The organism is Polyangium sp. 6x1 (genome assembly GCF_029946515.1).
In the GTDB taxonomy this organism is placed as follows: Bacteria; Myxococcota_A; Polyangia; order Polyangiales; family Polyangiaceae; genus Polyangium.
In genome coordinates, this window is sequence record NZ_JARZHH010000017.1 from 89,296 (window position 1) to 108,579 (window position 19,284).

At 66.0% G+C, this 19,284-nt stretch carries 11 protein-coding genes; 4 read left to right on the top strand and 7 right to left on the bottom strand.

The window, feature by feature from the left end; all coding sequences use genetic code 11:
- Positions 1-53 precede the first annotated feature (53 nt).
- Complete coding sequence (gene tssI, locus QHF85_RS18180) at positions 54-2,459, bottom strand: type VI secretion system tip protein TssI/VgrG (protein WP_281328473.1); 2,406 nt, start codon at positions 2,457-2,459, stop codon at positions 54-56.
- 181 nt (positions 2,460-2,640) lie between these two features.
- On the bottom strand, positions 2,641-4,605 hold the full coding sequence (locus tag QHF85_RS18185; protein WP_281328474.1) for a DUF2169 domain-containing protein: 1,965 nt from the start codon (positions 4,603-4,605) through the stop codon (positions 2,641-2,643).
- A gap of 436 nt (positions 4,606-5,041) precedes the next feature.
- Between QHF85_RS18185 and QHF85_RS18190 the strand changes: the two genes are divergently transcribed.
- Positions 5,042-6,811 carry a multicopper oxidase domain-containing protein gene (locus QHF85_RS18190; protein WP_281328475.1) on the top strand — a complete coding sequence of 590 codons (1,770 nt, stop codon included), beginning with the start codon at positions 5,042-5,044 and terminating at the stop codon, positions 6,809-6,811.
- Positions 6,812-6,886: 75 nt separating this feature from the next.
- Here QHF85_RS18190 and QHF85_RS18195 read toward each other — a convergent pair whose 3' ends face one another.
- The 4 genes from QHF85_RS18195 to QHF85_RS18210 all read right to left on the bottom strand — a co-directional run bounded on the left by QHF85_RS18195 (position 6,887) and on the right by QHF85_RS18210 (position 14,574).
- A complete protein-coding gene (locus tag QHF85_RS18195) occupies positions 6,887-9,118 on the bottom strand; it encodes a DPP IV N-terminal domain-containing protein (protein ID WP_281328476.1) in 2,232 nt (743 codons plus the stop codon).
- Positions 9,115-10,509, bottom strand: coding sequence for a PLP-dependent aminotransferase family protein (locus QHF85_RS18200; RefSeq protein ID WP_281328477.1), 1,395 nt, complete (start codon positions 10,507-10,509; stop codon positions 9,115-9,117). Before QHF85_RS18200 ends, QHF85_RS18195 begins: the two co-directional genes overlap by 4 nt.
- Before the next feature lie 168 nt (positions 10,510-10,677).
- On the bottom strand, positions 10,678-11,103 hold the full coding sequence (locus QHF85_RS18205; RefSeq protein ID WP_281328478.1) for a hypothetical protein: 426 nt from the start codon (positions 11,101-11,103) through the stop codon (positions 10,678-10,680).
- 276 nt (positions 11,104-11,379) lie between these two features.
- The gene (locus tag QHF85_RS18210; protein WP_281328479.1) at positions 11,380-14,574 is read right to left on the bottom strand and encodes a serine/threonine-protein kinase; all 3,195 of its coding nucleotides are present in this window, start codon (positions 14,572-14,574) and stop codon (positions 11,380-11,382) included.
- A 309-nt stretch (positions 14,575-14,883) separates the two neighbouring features.
- Here QHF85_RS18210 and QHF85_RS18215 point away from each other — a divergent pair, with 309 nt between their 5' ends.
- Complete coding sequence (locus QHF85_RS18215; RefSeq protein ID WP_281328480.1) at positions 14,884-16,317, top strand: hypothetical protein; 1,434 nt, start codon at positions 14,884-14,886, stop codon at positions 16,315-16,317.
- Positions 16,318-16,460: 143 nt separating this feature from the next.
- Here QHF85_RS18215 and QHF85_RS18220 read toward each other — a convergent pair whose 3' ends face one another.
- A complete protein-coding gene (locus QHF85_RS18220; protein WP_281328481.1) occupies positions 16,461-17,363 on the bottom strand; it encodes a sigma-70 family RNA polymerase sigma factor in 903 nt (300 codons plus the stop codon).
- A gap of 212 nt (positions 17,364-17,575) precedes the next feature.
- Here QHF85_RS18220 and QHF85_RS18225 point away from each other — a divergent pair, with 212 nt between their 5' ends.
- On the top strand, positions 17,576-17,935 hold the full coding sequence (locus QHF85_RS18225) for an ArsC/Spx/MgsR family protein (protein ID WP_281328482.1): 360 nt from the start codon (positions 17,576-17,578) through the stop codon (positions 17,933-17,935).
- Between the two features lie 24 nt (positions 17,936-17,959).
- Complete coding sequence (locus tag QHF85_RS18230; protein ID WP_281328483.1) at positions 17,960-19,081, top strand: aminotransferase class I/II-fold pyridoxal phosphate-dependent enzyme; 1,122 nt, start codon at positions 17,960-17,962, stop codon at positions 19,079-19,081.
- Positions 19,082-19,284: the final 203 nt, after the last annotated feature.

The window sequence follows — 19,284 nt, forward strand, 5'->3', positions numbered from 1 at the left end:
CAGAGAAATGGGTTTGCGAATCGATCTCGAAGCGACGAGGAGCTCGGCGCCGGCTACAGGACGACGAATCGCCCGGTGCGCCACATCTCCTGCCCCGCCTGCTTCAGCTCTCGGTCGAGCCTCGAGATCCGGGTCCTGAGCCTCTGCTGATTGACCTTGTTTTTGACCTCGACCGCGACACCATCGAAGATCTCGAGCGTTTGCCCGGTGATCTTGTACATGGAGTTGCCCCGCAACGTCTCCCGGACATTGCCAACCGTGCTCAGGTTGACGAGCCCTTGCTGGGTTTCGTCGAGCTTTCCAATGTGCGTCGCATGGGCGTCCCCGGCGTGGAGAATCTTCTCTCTTCCGTTGTGCGTATCGGTCAGATTGCCGTGGTGGAACGACACCGTGTCTCCCTGGTGCACCTCTTTGAGCTTCCCCATGTGGGTCACGTCTTCGTCGCCGCGATGGATCTCGGTCACGCTTCCGGTCTGCGTCGACGTGGTGTCGCCAATGTGGAGCTCGGTCTTGTTGCCTTTGAGGGTCTCCTTCTTGTTGCCCTTGATGGTCTCGCTCTTGGGCCCGATGTAGAGCTCCTTCACCTTCCCCAGGGTGAATGCGAACTTGCCGCCGAGGAGCTCTTCGGTCTTGAGCCCGACGAGGAGCTCCTGCTTCCAGCCGCCGACGTACTCCTGCACGGTGGCGAGCTTGAAATCCTCGGTGGCGCCCACGGTGAGCGTGGTTTTGTTGCCGAGGACCTTCTCCGTCTGGTGCTTCCACTCGTTGGTCTCGTCGCCCTCGGCCTTGATGTCGAGGTTCCCCTTGGCCGTGATGCTGATGTCGCCGGTGACGTTGACCGTCCAGTTCTGTCCCACGGTGTTGTCGAAGTTCTTCCCGATGCTGACGAGGCCGTTGTCGTCGGTCTTGGCGATGAACTCGTGCCCGTCGTTCGGTGAGCCCATGCGGATGTAGCTATTCGAATAGGGCGTGGAGAGCGTGACCCGCTGCGATCCCGCGAGATCCTCGAGCTCCAGGCGGTTTCGGCCGCCGGTCTGGATGACGTTCTTGGTGTGATTGCCGCTGGTCACGGGGCTCGGGGTGAGCACGTTGGGGACCACGCCGGAGATCACCGGGCGATCGGGATCTCCGCCGAGGAAGCTCAGGACCACCTCGGTGCCCTTGCGGAGGGGAAAGTGAAATCCCTCGATGCTCCCGCCGTGGGGTTGCATCATCCGCACGTAGGTGGATCCGGAGCCGCTCGGGGAGTCGTTCTCGTCGAAGTTGAACTTCACGAGGTAGCGCCCGTAATCGTCGATCTGGGCGTATTCGCTCTCGCCGCCGCCGTCGACGACGCCGTTCTCGAAACCGTAGATGCGCGGCCAGGGCGTCCGGGATTCAGGCCGGAACTGGGTGCTGGCCGGGATGGCCGCCACCTCGACGAAATAGGTGTCCTCGTGCTCGAGGCCGATGAGCTCCTTGAGGTGCGCATCGCCGGCGGCCTGGTTGCCCTGGTGGTGGACCTCGATGGCCAGATACTTGGTGTTGAAGCGTGGGCGGGGGTGCTCTTCGAGATCGAAGGTGTAGCCGGCGCGGAGGTGCATCCGCGTGCCCGTGGCCCGGGCGATCGATTTCCGGGCGAGGAACTCCTCGGATCGAATCCTGGCCAGGCGGGCCCCGGTGTCGGGAGAGAAGAAGCGCTCGCCATAGAGGCTGACCTTCCCGGCCCCCTTGGCCGAGACCGCCGCAGACCCCGAAATGTCGAGCTTCGGCCGCCCATAATCGTAGTCGCGGAGCTTGACCTCGGCGGGCATGGATCCGTGATTCAGGGAGAAAGAGCGGAGCGAGGCGCCGGCGCTGCGATCCGCCCCGGTCTGGGGGAAATAACGGACCGGCTTGCCCATGCCCTCGGCGGGATAGGACTTGTCGTCACAGAAGACGACCTTCTCGCCTCCCTCGCTGTGCTCGAAGAAATAATGAATCCCCTCGCGCTCCAGCCAGCGGGAGACGAAATCGAAATCGCTCTCGCGGTATTGACCGATGTGCTCTTCCACCTCGTAGCTCTGGGTGAGGCGGAATTCGTAGCTGCCGGCGAGGCCGTTGTCGTCGAGGACCGCCCGGATGGCGTCGGGCGCGCTCTTCTTGGTGAAGATCCGGCTGTGCCGCGAGAGAGCGAGCCGTGAGAAGCGGGGCACGAGCACGACGCGCACCAAGGCCCGGCCCCCATGCTCGTGCACCAGATCGACGTCGCCGAGCACGCCGGCGAGCACGAAGGGCGGGACGTCGTCGCTCTCGCGATCGATCACCAGGCTGGCCGGGTCGCCCACGGCTTCGGCGAAATCGATGTCGCCGTCGTCGCTGTGAAATTGCAGGTACACTTCGAATCGATAGGGACGCGACATCGCTTCGGTGCCACGGAAGCCGACGACACGCGAAGGGCGGGGAAGTCCGCTCGACGAAAAGGTGATGAGGTCGCGCATGGATGTACCTTTCTCATCGCGGCGCCGAGGTTCCCGGCGCTTCGGGCGCGGAGTATAGCGATCCGGCTCCCGAGAAAAAAGACGTGATGACCCGTCTCGCCGCCCTAATCCTGCTCGAAGTTGGAGGCTCTGCCGAGCGGTACGCGCCGAGCAGCCGGAGCGGGATTTTCGAGATGCCGTTTCACCGGACCTGGGCGATTTCTTTTTCGACCTGCGCGGCGAGCACAGGATCGGCCATCCGCTTTTCCCACCGCCGTTTCACGCGTATCCACACGGTGCGCCGGATCCGGAGAGCATCGAGCGCCGCGGAAAGGCTGCCGCGCTCGTCGGCGACGACGAGGGTTGCGTAGGTTTTTACGTCGAGCGGGCCACGGATGGCCTCCCACGCAGCGATGTACGCCGCGTCGAAGCGATCGCGCAGCGCCTTCACCCCGCGCTTGACTTCCTGATCCACAGCCTCGTTCCAGCGTTGCTCCTCGGCGCGCCAGGTCTCTTCCGTGAGCCTGTGCCCGGCGAGGATCTCGGCGCGCGACGCAGCACGCTCGGCAAGCTCCGCTGCGATCGCGGCACAGCGCTCGAGGTCGATCGGATCGTGCGGTGAAGGTGGGGTCGCTCGTGCAGGGGCCGCGGGAGGCGCTGGTGTGGCAGGGGGCTCTGCACCGGGCGAAACGATGGGCGCCATCACGGCCGGAGGCGTCGGCGTGGCCGGCGGTGCGGGAGCGGCGAAAGGCTGCGGCTCGGGCGAGATCCTCGGCGCGACCTCTTCGGGCGCCGGGGCGAGCATCATCGTGCCGGCGTCGAAGGCGGGCGCCACGATGCGCGGCGCGATCTGCGCGGACCAAGGAGCGCCCGGGATCGGCGCAGCGGGCCCTCCACGCGGGGCTTGCGTGCCCGGATCCGCGAAGGGAAGCGGCGACGCCGTGACGACGTCGTCATCGGGCGGCAGCACGAACGTCGCGCCCGCGGCGCCGGTCTGCGTCGCGGGTTCGTCATGATTCGAAGCAGGCGAAAATGGCAGGATCGGCCGCGACGCCGGCGCCATTTCGTTGTCCGCGAGCACCACGGTCTCCGCGCCCTTGCCGATGACCATCGTCACGGCGTCGTCGCCCTCGACGCCGGGCGATAACGCGCGTGATGCGGGCGCCGCAGCCTGCTCCATCCATCGCGGATCGGGCCACACGAGCGCCTCTCCCGCGACCTCGATGCCTGCGACGAGGCGCGCGGCCGCGAGCGCCGCCTCGCCCGCGGCAAGGGGAAAGCTGCGCCGGCACACGAGCGTGCATCGCTGCTCGTCCCCGTCGATGCGGAGCGTGTCGGCCATGAGATCGAGCGGATGTCCCTCGGGCACGCCGAACGGGGAGAGACCAAAAATCCTCACGACGCCGCGCGCCCCTGGCAAGCGCGTGGCGACGCGCGGCCGCGTGGGCGAGAGCCCTTCGAGCACGATCCATTCATCGCCGCGCAGGAACATCGTGCGCTGATCCGGGGGCGCTGCCTGGAAATACGACCAGTCGAAGACATCGGGGATCTCCGCGATCGCGCCCTCCAGCGCCTTGCGCGGCGTGGCTCCCAGGAGCCGCTTGCGCGCAGGCCAGGCACGCGCGATCGGGCCGAAGCCGGCAGGGCGAAGCGGTGCGCCCGGATCGGTGATGCTTGCCTCGCCGGCGCCCGGTGTGATCCCGAGCGGATTTTCCTCTCCCAGCGCGCCGCTCCACGCGCGCTCGTAGACGACGGGCATGCGCTGAAAGCCCGCCTTTTCATGGGCCACGAGCCGCTTGTCGAAGAGGGGCCTCGTGCCGTCGAAGACCGCGAGGCGTAATGGCAAAGGCTGCGCGGCGCGCTCCGGGGGCGCATAGGCGTGGCCCGTGAAGAGCACATCGGCGCGGCCCAGATACGGCGCCACGTCCGTGGTGAAACGGACGCTGCGGCTCGGATTGTTGCCGTGATGCACCTCGGCCCGCAGGATCGGCTGCGGATCGGCGCGCTGCATATCGGCGTCGGGCACGAAGGCGAACGTGGCCTTGGCGATGACGGTGAGGTGGAGCTGCCCCGCGGCGCGCCACGCAATGGCAGTGGCGGCCGACGCCGGCAGGGCGATCACATCAGCGACAAGCGCGCTCTCACGCACGGGTCGCAGACCTATCACGGCGGCCCCCATCCTACAAGGGATCTTTTGGAACGACAGCATTGAACAATTCTGCCGGCGGATGATCGGAGGTGTACGATGCGTCGATCTCGTTCCCGGTTCTGTAGGTAAACCAGGTCACGGTTCTTCGCGCATTGCGATTCTTCGCGCGTCGCCCCGTCGGCTGGAGAGGGCGCGGGTGTACCTGTACCTGTATCTGTACCTGTATCCGTTACAGCCGTCATGTCAGCGCTCGTGATGCCTCGACGTCCCGATCTCCTGGGATGTCACCTGGGGGCCAAGTAGGCCCAACGCCTTCTCGGCGAACGGACGGGCCCAAGAAGTCGAGCCATGGCTGGCACCACCCTTGCTATTGCGGTTTTTACCCTTCAGGCCCCCGTGGTATCTTGCATGCTGGTGCGAGCTGAACGCTTGCACGATGGGAAAGTGAAACAACATGATCACCTCACGGCGTAACTTCCTTCAGGTCGTCGGCGGCACAATCGTCACTTCGAGCTTTGGCGCCGGCTGCACGCCCGATCCGCCGCCGCCGCCGCCTCCTCCTCCTCCTCCGAATGTCGTCAAATACACGCTGGCCCCCCAGTGGGTGACGAAAACGATGGACGGCCTGACCGTGCGGCTGCGGAGCTACAATGGCAACCTCCCCGGAGATACGCTCACGGTCAGCCCCGGCGATCGCCTCGAGGTCACGATCGACAACCAGCTCACGCCCTACGACTCGAGCGCCTGGGATGGGAATCACAACGTACCGCACGACCTCAACACGACGAATCTGCACCTGCACGGCATGGCGGTCATCCCGCACTTGTTCAATGAGGTGGGTACATCCGAAGCACACTCGGACATGATCGCGATCGAGCCAGGTACGTCGTTTACGTACGTCTTCGATATCCCGAGAGATCACCCCTCCGGCATGTATTGGTATCACCCGCACCACCACGGCTCGACGGCCGTCCAGGCGGTGTCGGGCATGGCGGGCGTCATCATCGTGAAGGGTCCGATCGACGATGTGCCCGAAATCGCGAAGGCGCAGGATGTGCCCATGGTCATCAGCGACATCGGGCTTTTCGAGTCCGAGACGAAGGCCGGCGAATGGACGTACGAGCCGATGCAAAACGCCATCTGGAACACCTTCGGCGACGGGACGGCGGAAAATCCCTTCGTCCGGATGTGGGACGAGATGAATGAGAAGTGGGTTGCCCGACCCGATCTGAAGAGCGGCTTCACCACCGGCGATTACCAAGTGCGTTTCTACTGCGTCGATGCAGTGCCCGTCTATCGCGAGGATCACGTGGGCGGCAAGACGCCCGCGGGCACGCAGATTCTTCCGGATGGCAAGAAGATCGACATGCAGCCGGGCGAGGTCATTCGACTGCGCATCCTGAACGCCTGCTCGGACCTCGTGATGCCGCTCGTCTTCCCGGACCTGGATATCCACTTGATCGCCATGGACGGCGTCCCGTTCACCGCGCCGCGCAAGATGAAGACCGTCCTGCCGCCGGACGGCCAATGGGATGGCGTCGTCGACTACAATGCCGCCGCGACGAGTCTCGTGCTCGCGCCGGGCAATCGCGCGGAGCTGCTTCTCAGGGCCCCCGATCAAGCGGGGACCTACACCATCGTGCAGCTCGGCCACACGGGCCAGCAGTTCCTCGACGCCGCCCTCAAGGTCCTCGCCACGATCACGGTGGCAGGCGACCCGAAGCCCATGGATCTACCGAAGACCTTGCCAGGCGCGACCCGGCACCAGCCGCCCATCACGCAGGCCGACATCTCGGACACGCAGAGCGTCATGTTCACCGGCAGGTTCGACCCGGAGGGTATGGGCATCGGCCTGAACAACCCGGTCGTCGGAATCGATTTCAGTCTCAACGAGCTGCAATACGATGTCCACACCATCAATACCATCGTGAAGCTCGGCACATCGCAGGAGTGGACCTTGAACGCGATGGAGCATATGAATGGGAACGGCGAGGGACACCCGTTTCACATTCACGTGAACTCCTTCGAGGTCAAGAAGATCGGCAACATCGACCAACCGCCGGGCACGATCATGGACACGGTGTGGGTGGGCATGAATCAGACCGTGAAGGTGTGGATGCGCTTCAAGCAATGGACGGGCAAGACGGTCTACCATTGCCACATCCTGCCGCACGAGGACACCGGCATGATGGCGAACCTGCTGATCACCGAAGACCTGAGCTGATCAGGTTCCTCGCCTGGCCCCCCGTGCGGCACTGTACTGGGGGGTCCCGAGAGCATGATGCCTCCCCGGACATGCTCAGCGCGGGCCCCCCAGCTCTTTGACGAAGAACCGCCGCACGTCGTCCTTGTAATACTGGAGCGCCGACCCCTCGGGGCTGTGTGGCTGTCCGGGCATGATGAGCAGCTCGAAGGGTTTGCCTTCGCGAATCAAGGCCTCGGCCATGCGCATCGTCGTGGACACCGATGCATTCACGTCGCTCGTGCCATGCATCATCTTGAGCGCGCCACGAAGGTTTCGCGCGAGAGATACGTTGGACCCTGCCGCGTACCCGGCTCGATTCTCGTTCGCGAGACCCAGGTTCGGCTCGTTGATGACGGCCTCCTCTTCGAGGGCCCCGGGCGCCCCAGCATAACCCGCCTTGAACAGCTCCGGCGCGGTCAACATGCCGCGAAGCGCGAAGTAGCCGCCCCAGGAGTGGCCGTAGATCCCGACGCGGCTCATATCCATGTAGGGCCGCGCGGCGGCGGCCTGCCGCAGCCCGGCGACGTGATCGGGGATCTCGGTCTGACCCACGCGCCCATAATTCGCGTCTTGGAACGCTTTGCTTCGCCCCGGTGTGCCGCGCGCGTCGAGCACCATGACCACGAAGCCCAGTTGCGCCAGCGAATTCGCCCACCGCGACTCGCCGGTGCCGACGAAGCTCCAGGGCACGACCGAAAGCCACGGGCCGGCGTAGATGACGTCGAGGACCGGATATCGCTTGCGTGGATCGAAATCCCACGGCTTGTACAGCACGCCGTACAGCGGGGTCACGCCATCGGCAGCCAGGACCGTGAGGGGCTCCGGCGGCGAATCATGCAACTCCGCGAGCGCGCTCGTGTCCGCTTTCGCGTAACGGAACGGAGCCCCACCGTCGGTCGAGCCCACGTCCCACACCCGCGGCTCCACGCGCGTGGAATGACCATCGATGTAATAACGCCCCGACGGCGCGAGGAGAATCCGATGGATGCCCGGGCTCGGCGAGAGCTGCTTCAGGTCGCCACCGGCGAGGCTCGCACGATAAAGCAGGCGGTCATAAGGAGCTGCGTTGTCAGCAGAGGCAAGCAAAAAGACCGTGTCTGCCTTGAGGGCGACGCCGACCACTTTATGTACGGGAAACGAGCCTTTGGTGACCTGACGCTCGAGCGTCCCCGCGTAGTCGTACAAATAGACGTGCCGAAAGCCGTCGCGCTCGGACATCCACAGGAAGCGTTTGTTGTCCTCGAGCGGAGTGACCTGCAGCGACCACCCGTCCACCGCGAAATCGAGCGCACCGACGAAGCTTTCCGGTCGGTCCTCGCGCAGCACGAGGCGGGTCTTCCCTGCCTCTGGCTCCACCGCCGAGAGCTCCAGCCGTTTGCCATCGCGGGACAGCTTCAGCACCAGCGCTTCGCTGCCATCGGGGCGCCAGCCCGAAAGCCAATCGTAGCTCTCCCCAGGCGCGGCCGGAACCCGCGTCACGCGGCCGGTCGCAGGCTCGACCACGTGGAGCTCGGACCGCATCAAGGGGGTCCCGACCTTGGAATAGGGCACCATCTTCACCTGCTCGATGCCCGTTGCGTATGCGTAATCGACGATCGGAATCTTGTGGACGCCGCGCGCGTCGTTGCGCCAGATCACGAGGAATCGGCCGTCGGGAGACCATGCCCGCTCGGGGATCTGCCACTCGTAATTCTCTTCGCCGCTCCGCTCCAGCAAAGGATTGCCATCGCTGTCGACCACGGCGAACCCAGATCCGCGTTGAACCGCGATGTTTCGGCCATCGGGAGACAGGTGATGGCTCGGGGACAGCATCAACGCGGCGCGATCGGTCGCAGCGAGGGCCACGACGCGCCGATCGGACAACCCGAGCGCGAACGACCGGCCCTCGAGCTGGAAAACAATCCGGCGATTCTCGGGAGCGAGCCCAGGCGCAAGCACGAATCCGAGGTTGTCCGGTAGCTCGACCTTCTGCCCGACCAGCTGCGAGAGCTGGGCCTCGAGCGCGTCGCTCGACAGGACGGGTACCATCGTTCGCTCGTGCGCGTCGACCAGGACCCACGTCCCGCGATGGGGACCGACCGCAGACCAGTACACGAACTGATCGCGATCGGGGAGCCATTGCGGCGCGACGAGATTGTCGCGAATGCGCTCGAGGAACCGGAAATACTTCTCGGCGAGGTCGAGCCGCGCTTGCAATGGATCGCCTGGGGCAGGTGCCGTCCTCGGAGGCTGGCAGCCGAGCATCGCAGTCACGAACGGGAAAACGAAGAGGGCGAGCTGTCTCATGGCATGGCACTCCAGGGGGAGGTCGGCGATTCGTCGAGCAGCTTTGCCAGTACGGTGAGGCCCCGCTCGAGCTCGTTGCGAGATCTCGCCGCGCCGAGCGATACCCGAATGGCGTTGGGCGCGCTTCCGGCGCGGGCGGCGAACACGTGCGCCGGACCGATGAGCACGTTCCGCGCGGCAGCCTGCTCCAAGAGCTCCATCGCCCGCCGGTGCTCCGGAATCCTCATCCAGAGGAAATACGCGGTAGCATGCGCGAGATATGGATGGTTCTTCAATATCTCCGCCGCAATCGTCTGGCGGGCGGCGGCCTCGCTGCGCCGCGCGTCTCGAATGGCCGCTGCCGTGCCGTCGTGAATCCATTGCGTCGCGATCTCGACCAGCAAGGGCGAGCCCGACCAGACCGTCGCTCCGGCGGCGATCTCGAGGCTGCGTCGCGCCTCGAGTGGTGAACGAATGAAGCCGACACGGAGGGCAGGGACCGTCGCCTTCGACAGGCTCCCGATGTAGTACGTCGCCTCGGGGGCGAGCGCGGAGAGCGGCGGCGGCGCGCCGGAGACGAGCGGAGCGAGCGCGCCGTTCTCGATGATCGTGACCCCGTACTTGCGGCAGATCGTCACGACCTCCTGCCGACGCTCGAGTGGCATGATGGACGTGGTCGGGTTGTGGTTCGTCGGAGTGCAATAAAGCACTTTGGCCCCGCTCGAACGGCATGCCTGCGCGAGCGCATCGGGGATGAGCCCATCCTCATCGACCGCCACCGGATGCGTCGGCAGCCGGAGCCATTGCGCGGCGCCGAGCGCGCCGGGATAGGTGACCTCCTCGACGAGCACGCCGGTCGTCGTCGCGAGCGCCGACAGCAACATCACGGTGGCGTGCTGCGCGCCGCTGCACACCGTGATCTCATCGGGGGACGCGACGACGCCGGTCGACGCGAGCCAGCGCCCGCCCGCGGCCCGTTGCGCCGCGGTACCACCATGCGACTGATACCCGCTGAGCGCGCCGAGGTCCGCGCGTGAGCTCAGCTCAGCGAGTGCGGCAGCGAGCGCGCAGTGCCCGAGATCGCCTGACATGATCGGCGTCGCGGTCGGGCCGAGATCGATTCGATCCCGGTCGAGCATGGGCGAATACGCGTCGCGATCGGTGAGATTGTTGACGAACGTCCCGCTCCCGACCTGGCCACGAACGAGCCCGCGTCGCTCCGCTTCGGCGTACGCGCGGGTGATGGTTCCCAGCGATGCCCCGACCGCGTTCGCGAGCTCGCGGTGCGTGGGAAGTCGGTCGCCAGCGCGCAGCTTGCCGGCGCTGATGTCGGCCGCGAGCGCGTCGACGATCGCCGCGTACAGCGGCGCGCTGGAGCGTCGAAGGCGTGGTTTCCAGGCATGACTGGGCATGGCGTATGTACTAGTCTACTCCAAGAAGTGTCATAGTACAATCTTCCGGGCCCAGAAGGCGGGGCGGCGCGGCAGGATGTTTCGAGGCTCTGTGGCCGCCCGCTCAACGGCTTGGCGCGGCGCCGAGCGGGCCCCCTGCAGGCGCCCCGGGGGGCCTGTCGGCGGCCGTCACGGCCTCGTGAACTGCGCGACGAGCAGCGCGATCCAGCCGACGACGATCGCGACGGAGCTCGTGCCCGCGAAGGCGGCTGCGGCGCGCTGGCCAAGACCTCCAGCGAAGGCAAAGGCGTCGACGCCGAGCGCGCGGAACACGTACGCCATCGGGTTCACCCAGCCTCCGTAGACGAGCAAGACCGCGACCGTCGTCCCGCCGCTCGACACGGGCCAGCGATCGAGCAGGAACGCGGCCACGGCCTGCATGAAGGCGAGCATGAGCCAGTCGAGGTGCGCAGCGGTCATCGCCTTGTGACGCAGGGTGCGTCCGCGATCGTGCATCCACGGTTGCCGCGCAACGACCATCGACCAGCCGAGAAGCGAGGAGAACGCAATCTGGGCGCCCGCGTTCAACGCGAGCAAGCGAGCAGGATCGAGCATGCGACCGTATGACGCACGTCAGGCCCGACGAGTAGCCCTCTCGCCGAGGAGCTTGGGATTTGGGGCACGCCTCTCGCCTCGAGCCTCGGGTTCGCCCATCCAGCCGGAAGCCCCTGCGACTTGCTCTTCATCGGGCCATTGCACGGGCTCATGGCCGGCCTGGGACCTCAGCGAGGATCGATGGGGCTGAGTCGGCCGACTCGCTCCTCGATTGCATGCGCCGCATCGAGACAGAGGTTCTCTCGCAGCCCTCGCCCGGGCCCCGGGGTGAGGAGCTCAATGCCTCGGTCGCGCTGCGAGCCATCGCTCGAGCTCGGCAGCTTCGGGAAGTCTTGCCTTCGTGGAGCGGGCGAAGGCCTCCTTCGCCGCGTTCGCGAGCTCGAGGGCGCGTTCGTGATCGCCTTTGCCCTCCCACAAGGCCCGCGCAAGGGAAAAACGCGTGCTCGCGAGGACCTCGGGACGACCCTCCCAGGTCTTCCCCTCGCAGAGAGCGAGCGCGCGTTCGAGCGGCGCAAGTGCCTCGTTCGGGCGGTGTAGCGCGAGGTGGGTTTTCCCTATCGGAGTCAGCACCTCGGGGAGGCCTGGGTAGTCAGGACCGCCGACTTTCTCGAGAATGACGAGTGCACGCTGGAAATGCGGGAGCGCTTGCAAAGGCTTGTCGGCGCGGAGCAGCATGTCTCCCCAGTCGACGAGGCCGGGGACGACGTTCTGGGATTCGGACTCGCCTGCCTTCTCGAAGAGAAGGTTGGAACGCTCGAAGCGGGCGGCCGCGGACGCATACAGCTTCTCCTCCGTGTCGATCTTGGCCAGACAATGCGTCGCCAGGGCCAAGCGAGCGCTCTCCTTCCCCAGTTGTTTCTCGGTGATCGAGAAGGCCTCCTGGCAATATACCCGCGCCTTCTCCAGTTGGCCTGTATAGATGTGCACATGACCAAGGACCTCGGTGGCATCCGAGATCGCTGGGCTATCGCTATCGTGCGTCTTCCGCCAAAGGCCCAGGGCACGGCTCACGTAAGAAATCGACTCCTCCGCCTTTCCTTGCTCGAAGAGTGCGAGTCCGGTGAGGTACAGGGTCTGGGCGGCATCGCGGTTGTATTGCCCGTACGACAGGTCGATGAGCGGAAGCGCGCCTTGGAGTAGAGTCACGGCCTCCGCGTATCGACATTTCCCAAAGAGCGCCACCGCGATCCGACGCCGCATCCCTGCGGTCCGTGGGTGCGTCGGGCCGAGGTCCTTGACATAAATGTCGAGTGCCTTTTGAAGCGCTTGGTGGGCCTCATCGAACCGTACCCCCTGACTCAGATACGTAGTGGCCAATTCTGCATGCGCCCTGGCCACGTTGATGTTGTCTGGTCCGAGCATCTCGACCCGCCGCTCGAGGACACGCTGGTACCTGTCGACGGCCTGCATCATGTTGCCCTGTTGCCCGAAGGAATATCCTTCGTACCTGAGCAGATCCGTCTCGAATGCCTTGTCTCCGCCGATTCGCTCCAGCGCTGCCCGCGCGGCGCGGTTGATCCGCATCGCCTCATCGAAACGGGCTTGCGCGCCTCCGGTGACGAAGAAAAGCTCCATCTGGGCACGCGCAGCCACCCGGTCGTGTCGGCCTGCTTCCGCGGCCAGGGCGGCCTCGGTCAGCGTTTGCGCTGATGCCTTCACCTCGACGTCCTGCTCGAGAATGCCGCGTTCCAGGAGCGCCTCGGCCTCGAGGGGTCGATATCCCAGCAGGCGCGCTTCTTCCGTGATTTCTCGGATGAGCGCGAGGCTCTCTTTGTACTGGCCCGTGCGGGTGAGCGCCTTGGCCTCGGCGAGGCGGCCGCGCAGCTCGTCCACCTTGGCGCGCGCCGTCGGGTCGCTGGGGGGCCGAACAGGCATCGTGAGCAGGTCCGTGCGTGCACACAGCGCGACGGGCGCCACGTTCCCCGCGGCTTCCACGGCCTTCTCCACCGTCTTCGCATTCGCGCGCTGGAACTCGGTGGTGAGCGCCTCGACCTCCCGGAGCCGGTCCTTCAAGCATTGCATCCGCAGGTCGAGCAGGGACTCGGATTGCTCGCCGCGCATGTGCGTGGCCTCGCAAGCGTCCGTGTGCATCGCGACCCAATTCGATGTATAGGCGTCGAAGGCGCGCTCCACGCCCTGCCAGGCGTCGCTGGCAAAGGACACACGCGTGGCGAGGAAGGCGTCGCGCACCGCTTGCTTGCGTGCCTGATCCCAGACGCCCGCGAGGTTTTGTTCGGCGCCCTGGCACAAGCGGGGGGGCGTTGCCGCGGGCTTCCTGAGCGCGAAAAGAGCGCTCGCGCCCAGCGCCAGGGCCGTGACGGCAAAAAGCGTGATGCGGCGAGAGCGAGCGCGAGGATCGTGGGTGAGCGCAGAGAGCAGCTCATTCATCGATGGGAAACGCTCGGCTGGCTCCCCGGAAAGCCCGCGCAGGAGGGCTTGGTGAATGCGCTTCGGAATGCGCCTGTTCTTCGGGGCCGTGCGTTGAGGGCCGCGCGAAATGGACGCGAGCAGGCTCTTGTACGTATCGCCCGAGAAGGGGCGCTCGCCATACAGTGCCTCGTACAGCGCGACGCAGAAGCTGAACTGATCGCTGCGCGCCTCGACCGAGTCGCCCTCGATCTGTTCGGGCGCCATGTATGCCGGTGTTCCCACGAGCGCTCCGCTGCGCGTCAGGTTGGCGGCCAGGAGGCGCATGGGCTGTACGCCATCCCAATCAGGTAGAGCTTCCTCGTCCCTCTCTTCTTGCTGACCTGCGGTCGTACCCAGCGCAGCGCGTGCCAGTCCAAAGTCGGTCACGCAAACGCGACCGTCGTGCCCACAAAGCACGTTATCGGGCTTGAAATCACGGTGGATCAAGCCAGCCGCGTGGGCCGCGGCGAGGCCGCGCCCTGCGAGCACGAAGCGATCGAGCACCTCGCGTGTCTTGCGTGGGCGCTCGCGGAGCCATTGGGTGAGCGTTTGTCCGTCGAGGAGCTCCATCGCGACGAACACGTGCTCTCCCGCCGTGCCGCAGTCATGAACGGTGATGACGTTCGGGTGCGAAAGGCGAGCCATGGCCTGAGCCTCCCGGAGGATGCGCACCCTCGAGCCCTCGACGCCGAGCTGCTTCATGATTTCGGGGCGCAAGATCTTGAGCGCCACTTTGCGGTCGAGCTCGGGGTCATAGGCAGCGTGGACCACGCCCATCCCGCCCATGCCAAGGCAGTCGAGGACAAGATAACGTCCGATGAGCGTACCGCGCGGCAAGAGAGCGGCCGGGATCGGTGCATGATGGCTGTCCAGCGTGCCGTGGGCAGCGAGGGTCGGAGCCGCACCGACCTCATCCGCGAGCAGGGACGAGCGAGCGAACTCCACCAGAGCGCGCCGGCATTCTGCGCATCGATCGATGTGCCCCTCGACCTGTGTCGTCTCCTCGTCGGAGAGCACACCTCGAACGAATTTGAGGACAGTGTTCGCGTCGATACAATCCATGGCCGAGCCGTGGACGAGTCTACTGCGCGCTTGGGGTTGCAACAATTGCCATCTCTCCGCCGACGGTGTGAGGCCGCCGTCAATCGGCCCTGCGTTGGCCGGACGGACGGAGGATGGAGATTTTTTTGCGACAGGTTGCCGAGGTCGGTGTCCATGAGCGCGAGAGGCATCGGTAGGCGAGAGCTCGGGTGGCGCTCCCGGCGTGAAGCATTGCGCGCGCGCGACGTGCGTAGGGCGCGCTCGTGCGGGCAGGGCGCTGCGTGCGTGCCCATGCGCCCACGCGTCTCGTGAGGAAGGAAGAACTAGGTCATGCGTTCATTCTCGATCTTGGCGTTCGTGGCTTTGGCCGTCCCGGTGATCGGCTGTGGGAGCAGCAGCGATGGCATTTTTGCATCCGGGGGGACCCCGGGCGCTGGAGGCTCCGGCGGCGGAGCGGGGGGCGCCGGTGGCGCCGGCGGCGGAGCGGGGGGCTCCGGTGGCGCCGGCGGCGGATGCGATACGCAGAGCTGCAACGAGCCTCCGCCCGCCGCGTGCGCCGATGGCTCCACGGTGATCACCTACGAGAGCCAGGGGGCCTGCTCGGACGGCTCGTGCTCGTACCCCTCGTCGACGACGCCCTGCGATGCACCGCCCCCGCCCGCCTGCAATGACGATGGCTCGCTCCGCACCTATTCATCCGCGGGCACGTGCACGGACGGCGCATGTTCCTACGAGCCGATGGACGCCGATTGCGGCGCCGCGGGCTGCTGCGAGGACCATTGCTGCGAGCTCGAGCCCTCCAACGCCGACACCCTCGGGCAGCTCGAGCAGACGGGTCTCGTGATCTCAGCGCCCCAGGGGACCTTCGACACATCGACCGGCTGCATCACTCCCTCGGTGCTGGGCGACTGCAAGGTCGTCGTGCCCGCCGGCTCGCCGGAGGTATGCGTCTGCCGGGCCGACGAGCTGACGATCAGCTCGCTCACGATCGAGGGCAAGCGCGCGCTCGCCATTTTCGCGACCAGGAGCGTCGCCGTGGGGGCCATCCATGTCATGCCGGGCGCGGGTACGGGCTGGACGTACGAGAACAGCGACGAAACTTCGGCAAGCGGTGGGAGCTATGGCACGACCGGCGGAAATCCTGGGGCGGCCACCACGCAGGGGACGCCCGCCATCGTGCCGCTGACCGGGGGCATGAACGGCCAGAGAAGCGACAACTCGGGCGGCCTGGGCGGCGGCGCCCTTCAAATCAGCGCGGGGCAGATGATTACCATCGACATCGGGATCAACGCCGGAGGAGGGGGCGGAAGGCCGGGCTGGGGAGGTTCGTCCGGGGGGGCCGGGGGCGGGAGCGGCGGAGCCATCCTGCTCGAAGCGCCCAGCATCCTCATGAAGGGGACGCTTTCCGCCAATGGAGGCGGCGGAGGCGGCGGTTCGAGCAATAACCACGGGAGCGGTACGGTTGGGGGGGCCGGGTGGGGGACGACCGCGGCCCCGGGCGGCAGCGGCACGGACGGCTGGGGTTGCGCCCTCAATGGTTACACCGTCGGGGGCGACGGCGGCAAGGGGTCGGCGGGCGATAGCAACGGTCAATATGGGCAGGATGGCGATTCCGTCTTCGGCTGCCTGGGCGGCGCGGAGTACGTGGGAATGGGCGGCGGCGGTGGCGGCGCCGGTCGCATTCGCATCAACACGCTGAATGGCTGCAACTGCTCCGGCGCGACGTCGGCATCGGTGTCGATCGGGACCGTCGTGCTGAAGTGACTGCGGACGCAGATCGTGCGGGTCTCCTACGCCCTCGACGAGTGGAGGAAGTAGAGGGCGGCCCGGAGACGAAACTCGGCAAGGTCTTCCTCGATGGTCGGACCCTCGAGACGCGGTGGACCCCGTGTCCATAGACCGCAAACTCACTCCGCGGCGTCTATCAGATACCGGTGGAGGCTCAGGTTGAGCTCACTCTTGACCAGGGCGAGCAGACTGTTGAAATCAGCGTTGTCGAGCCCCAAGCGCTCGCGGAGGAGGCGTTGTGTCTCGAGGAAAATGGACTCCCGCGCATGCGCAATCCACCGTGCGACGGTCGAACGGTGGACCCGGTGGATGGCCCCGATCTGATCGATGTTCAAGCCATCGATGAAATGGAGGCGTAGCAGGTTCCGATCGCGCGCCGACAATGCTGCAACTGCCGATTCGAAGGCATACTTGAACTCGTTCCTGTAGCGCGACTTGAGATACTCCATCTCCGGGGACGCGTGGACTGCGAGCCCATCGAGGTGGTCATCCGCGTCGACGTGTACGCCCTCTCGCTTGCGCCCGCGCCGCGCGTTGAGCGCCATGCGCGTGGCGGTGACCCGGAGCCAGGCGCCCAGCGACCCGACTCCGGCATACTCGCCGATTTTCGGCAGCTCATCGGGCTCTGCAGCAAACAGCTTCTGACGGAGGAGCTGGAGGAGATCGCCACTGTCCGTGGCCCCGGCGACGCGCGCCATCGCTGCCTGGAGCCATGCAAAATAGCAGCGCTCGATCTCTGCAATGGCGGTCGAGTCGCCGTGCGCGGCCGCGCAGGCGAGGTAGAGATCACGGGTGTTCAGGGTTCCGAGGGCCTCGAGGGGTCTGTGTGTCGAGGAGAGGCGCCCCCCCAGGTGGCGGGCAAAGGTTTCACCTGTCACATGAATCTCGGGATGTGCTGCATGCGCCGCCTCGATGAGCGCGCAGAGCTTCGCTTCGAGCCCTGATGTTGCGGCTTCGGTCTGCGTGGACGCGCCACCGAGCACATCGAGGAAGACGGCTGCGAGCGCGCGAGACGGTGCCATGAGTCGCCGATCTTACCAGGAGGTCGGTCCTTCATCAAGCGACGGAAAACACGTTCCCACGGAAGCGGAGTGCAGCGGGGGTGGCGAAATACGATGGCGAGCGCGGTTCAGAGCACCTCGGCCGGTCGTCCCTGGTGTGTCGCGGCCACAAGCTGTGCATCGAGGGAGTGGGGCGCCCCGTTCGCGCGCGCCCGTGCTAGGGTGGCCCTCCTGTGATCCAGATTTTCGGCACGACGAAATGCAAAGCAACGCGCGCGGCGCAGCGGTTCTTCGCAGAGCGCGGCATCAAGGTGCACAGCGTCGACCTGCGCGAAAAAGGCCTCTCCAAGGGAGAGCTCGCCAGCGTCGCGCGCGCCGTGGGCGGCATGCGCGCGCTCTACGATGCGGAGAGTCCACGCGTGAAGGAGCGCGGGCTCCAGTACAGCGCCCCGACCGAGGCACGCCTCGCCGAGCTGCTCTTGGAGGATCCGCTGCTGCTCCGCACGCCCATCGTGCGCTCGGGGACGCGCGCGGCGGTGGGCGCGGCCGAGCCCGCATGGCGGGAGCTCGCGGACGCCGAGAAGGCGCGGTGAGGCGGACGGGAGGTATTCGAAAGAATGGAGAAGCATCCGTCTGGAATCAAACCTGAATCGTGGCTCGTCTCGGCAGGCCGCGCTTCCGAGCCCGGCGCTCCGCTGAACGTACCGCCGATCCCCGCATCGAACTTCATCATCGGCAGGGGGCGCGAGTACGCGCGCGATGATGGTACTCCGACCTGGGAAGCACTCGAAGAAGTCGTCGGCGGGCTCGAGTCTGGCAAGGCCGTGGCGTTCGCCTCCGGCATGGCCGCCATTGCCTCCGTGTTTGATCAGCTCGCGGCTGGTGCCGTCGTGGTGCTACCCGATGATTGCTATCAAGGTGTCGCAGGCCTGGCAGCAGCGGGCGCTGAAAGACGGCGTTGGTCCGTGCAGCGCGTGGCGGTGGACGATACCGCCGGCTGGATTCGCTCCTGCGGTGTCGCCGACCTGATTTGGCTTGAATCCCCCTCGAACCCGCTGCTGACTGTCGCGGATCTGGAGGCTGTCTGCGCAGCGCCACGCAAGCCCGGAGCGATCGTCGCCGTGGACAACACCTTCGCCACGCCTTTGAATCAGCAGCCGCTCGACTTCGGTGCCACGGTGTCTCTGCAATCGGCAACCAAGTTCATTGGCGGCCACTCCGACCTGTTGGCAGGGGTCGCCACGACGAAAGACGATGCGCTCTTTCACGCCCTCAGAAAGTCTCGCGAGTTGACGGGCGCGACACCAGGAACGCTCGAGGCCTTTCTTGCCGTCCGAGGCGCGAGAACGCTCGCACTTCGCTTACAACGGGCCCAGCAAACAGCCATGATGCTTTCGCAGCGGCTCGAGACGCACCCGCTGGTCACTCGTGTCCGGTATCCAGGCTTGCCCTCCCATTCGACGCATGCGACGGCCAAGCGCGTGCTCAAGGGCTTTGGAACCATCCTTTCGTTCGATCTGCTCGGAGGGGCTGCGTTTGCGGATCGTGTCTGCCAGAACGTCAGGCTCATCCGCCATGCCACCAGCCTCGGAGCCGTGGAATCGACGATGGAACGAAGATCTGCGATCCCGGGACAGGGACACCTTCCGCCGTCGCTCCTACGGCTCAGCGTTGGTATCGAGGACGCCGACGATCTCTGGGCCGATCTCGACGCGGCCATAGGCTCGGCTGCACCGTGACTCCTGTCGCACCACCCGACCCACCACATCCTCACCCCTACCGACGATACGGCCGAGCTCGGCGCGAGCCTGTGTATACCCGTGGAAAAAAATTCCGCGGTTGGGCGCTTCGTAATGCTCGGGACGCCGCAGGGCGTCCCGTTCCACATCGTGCAGTGGGCGCGTCGAGCAAGCGTGCCCGCGGTGGCTCCATACGCGTCGCA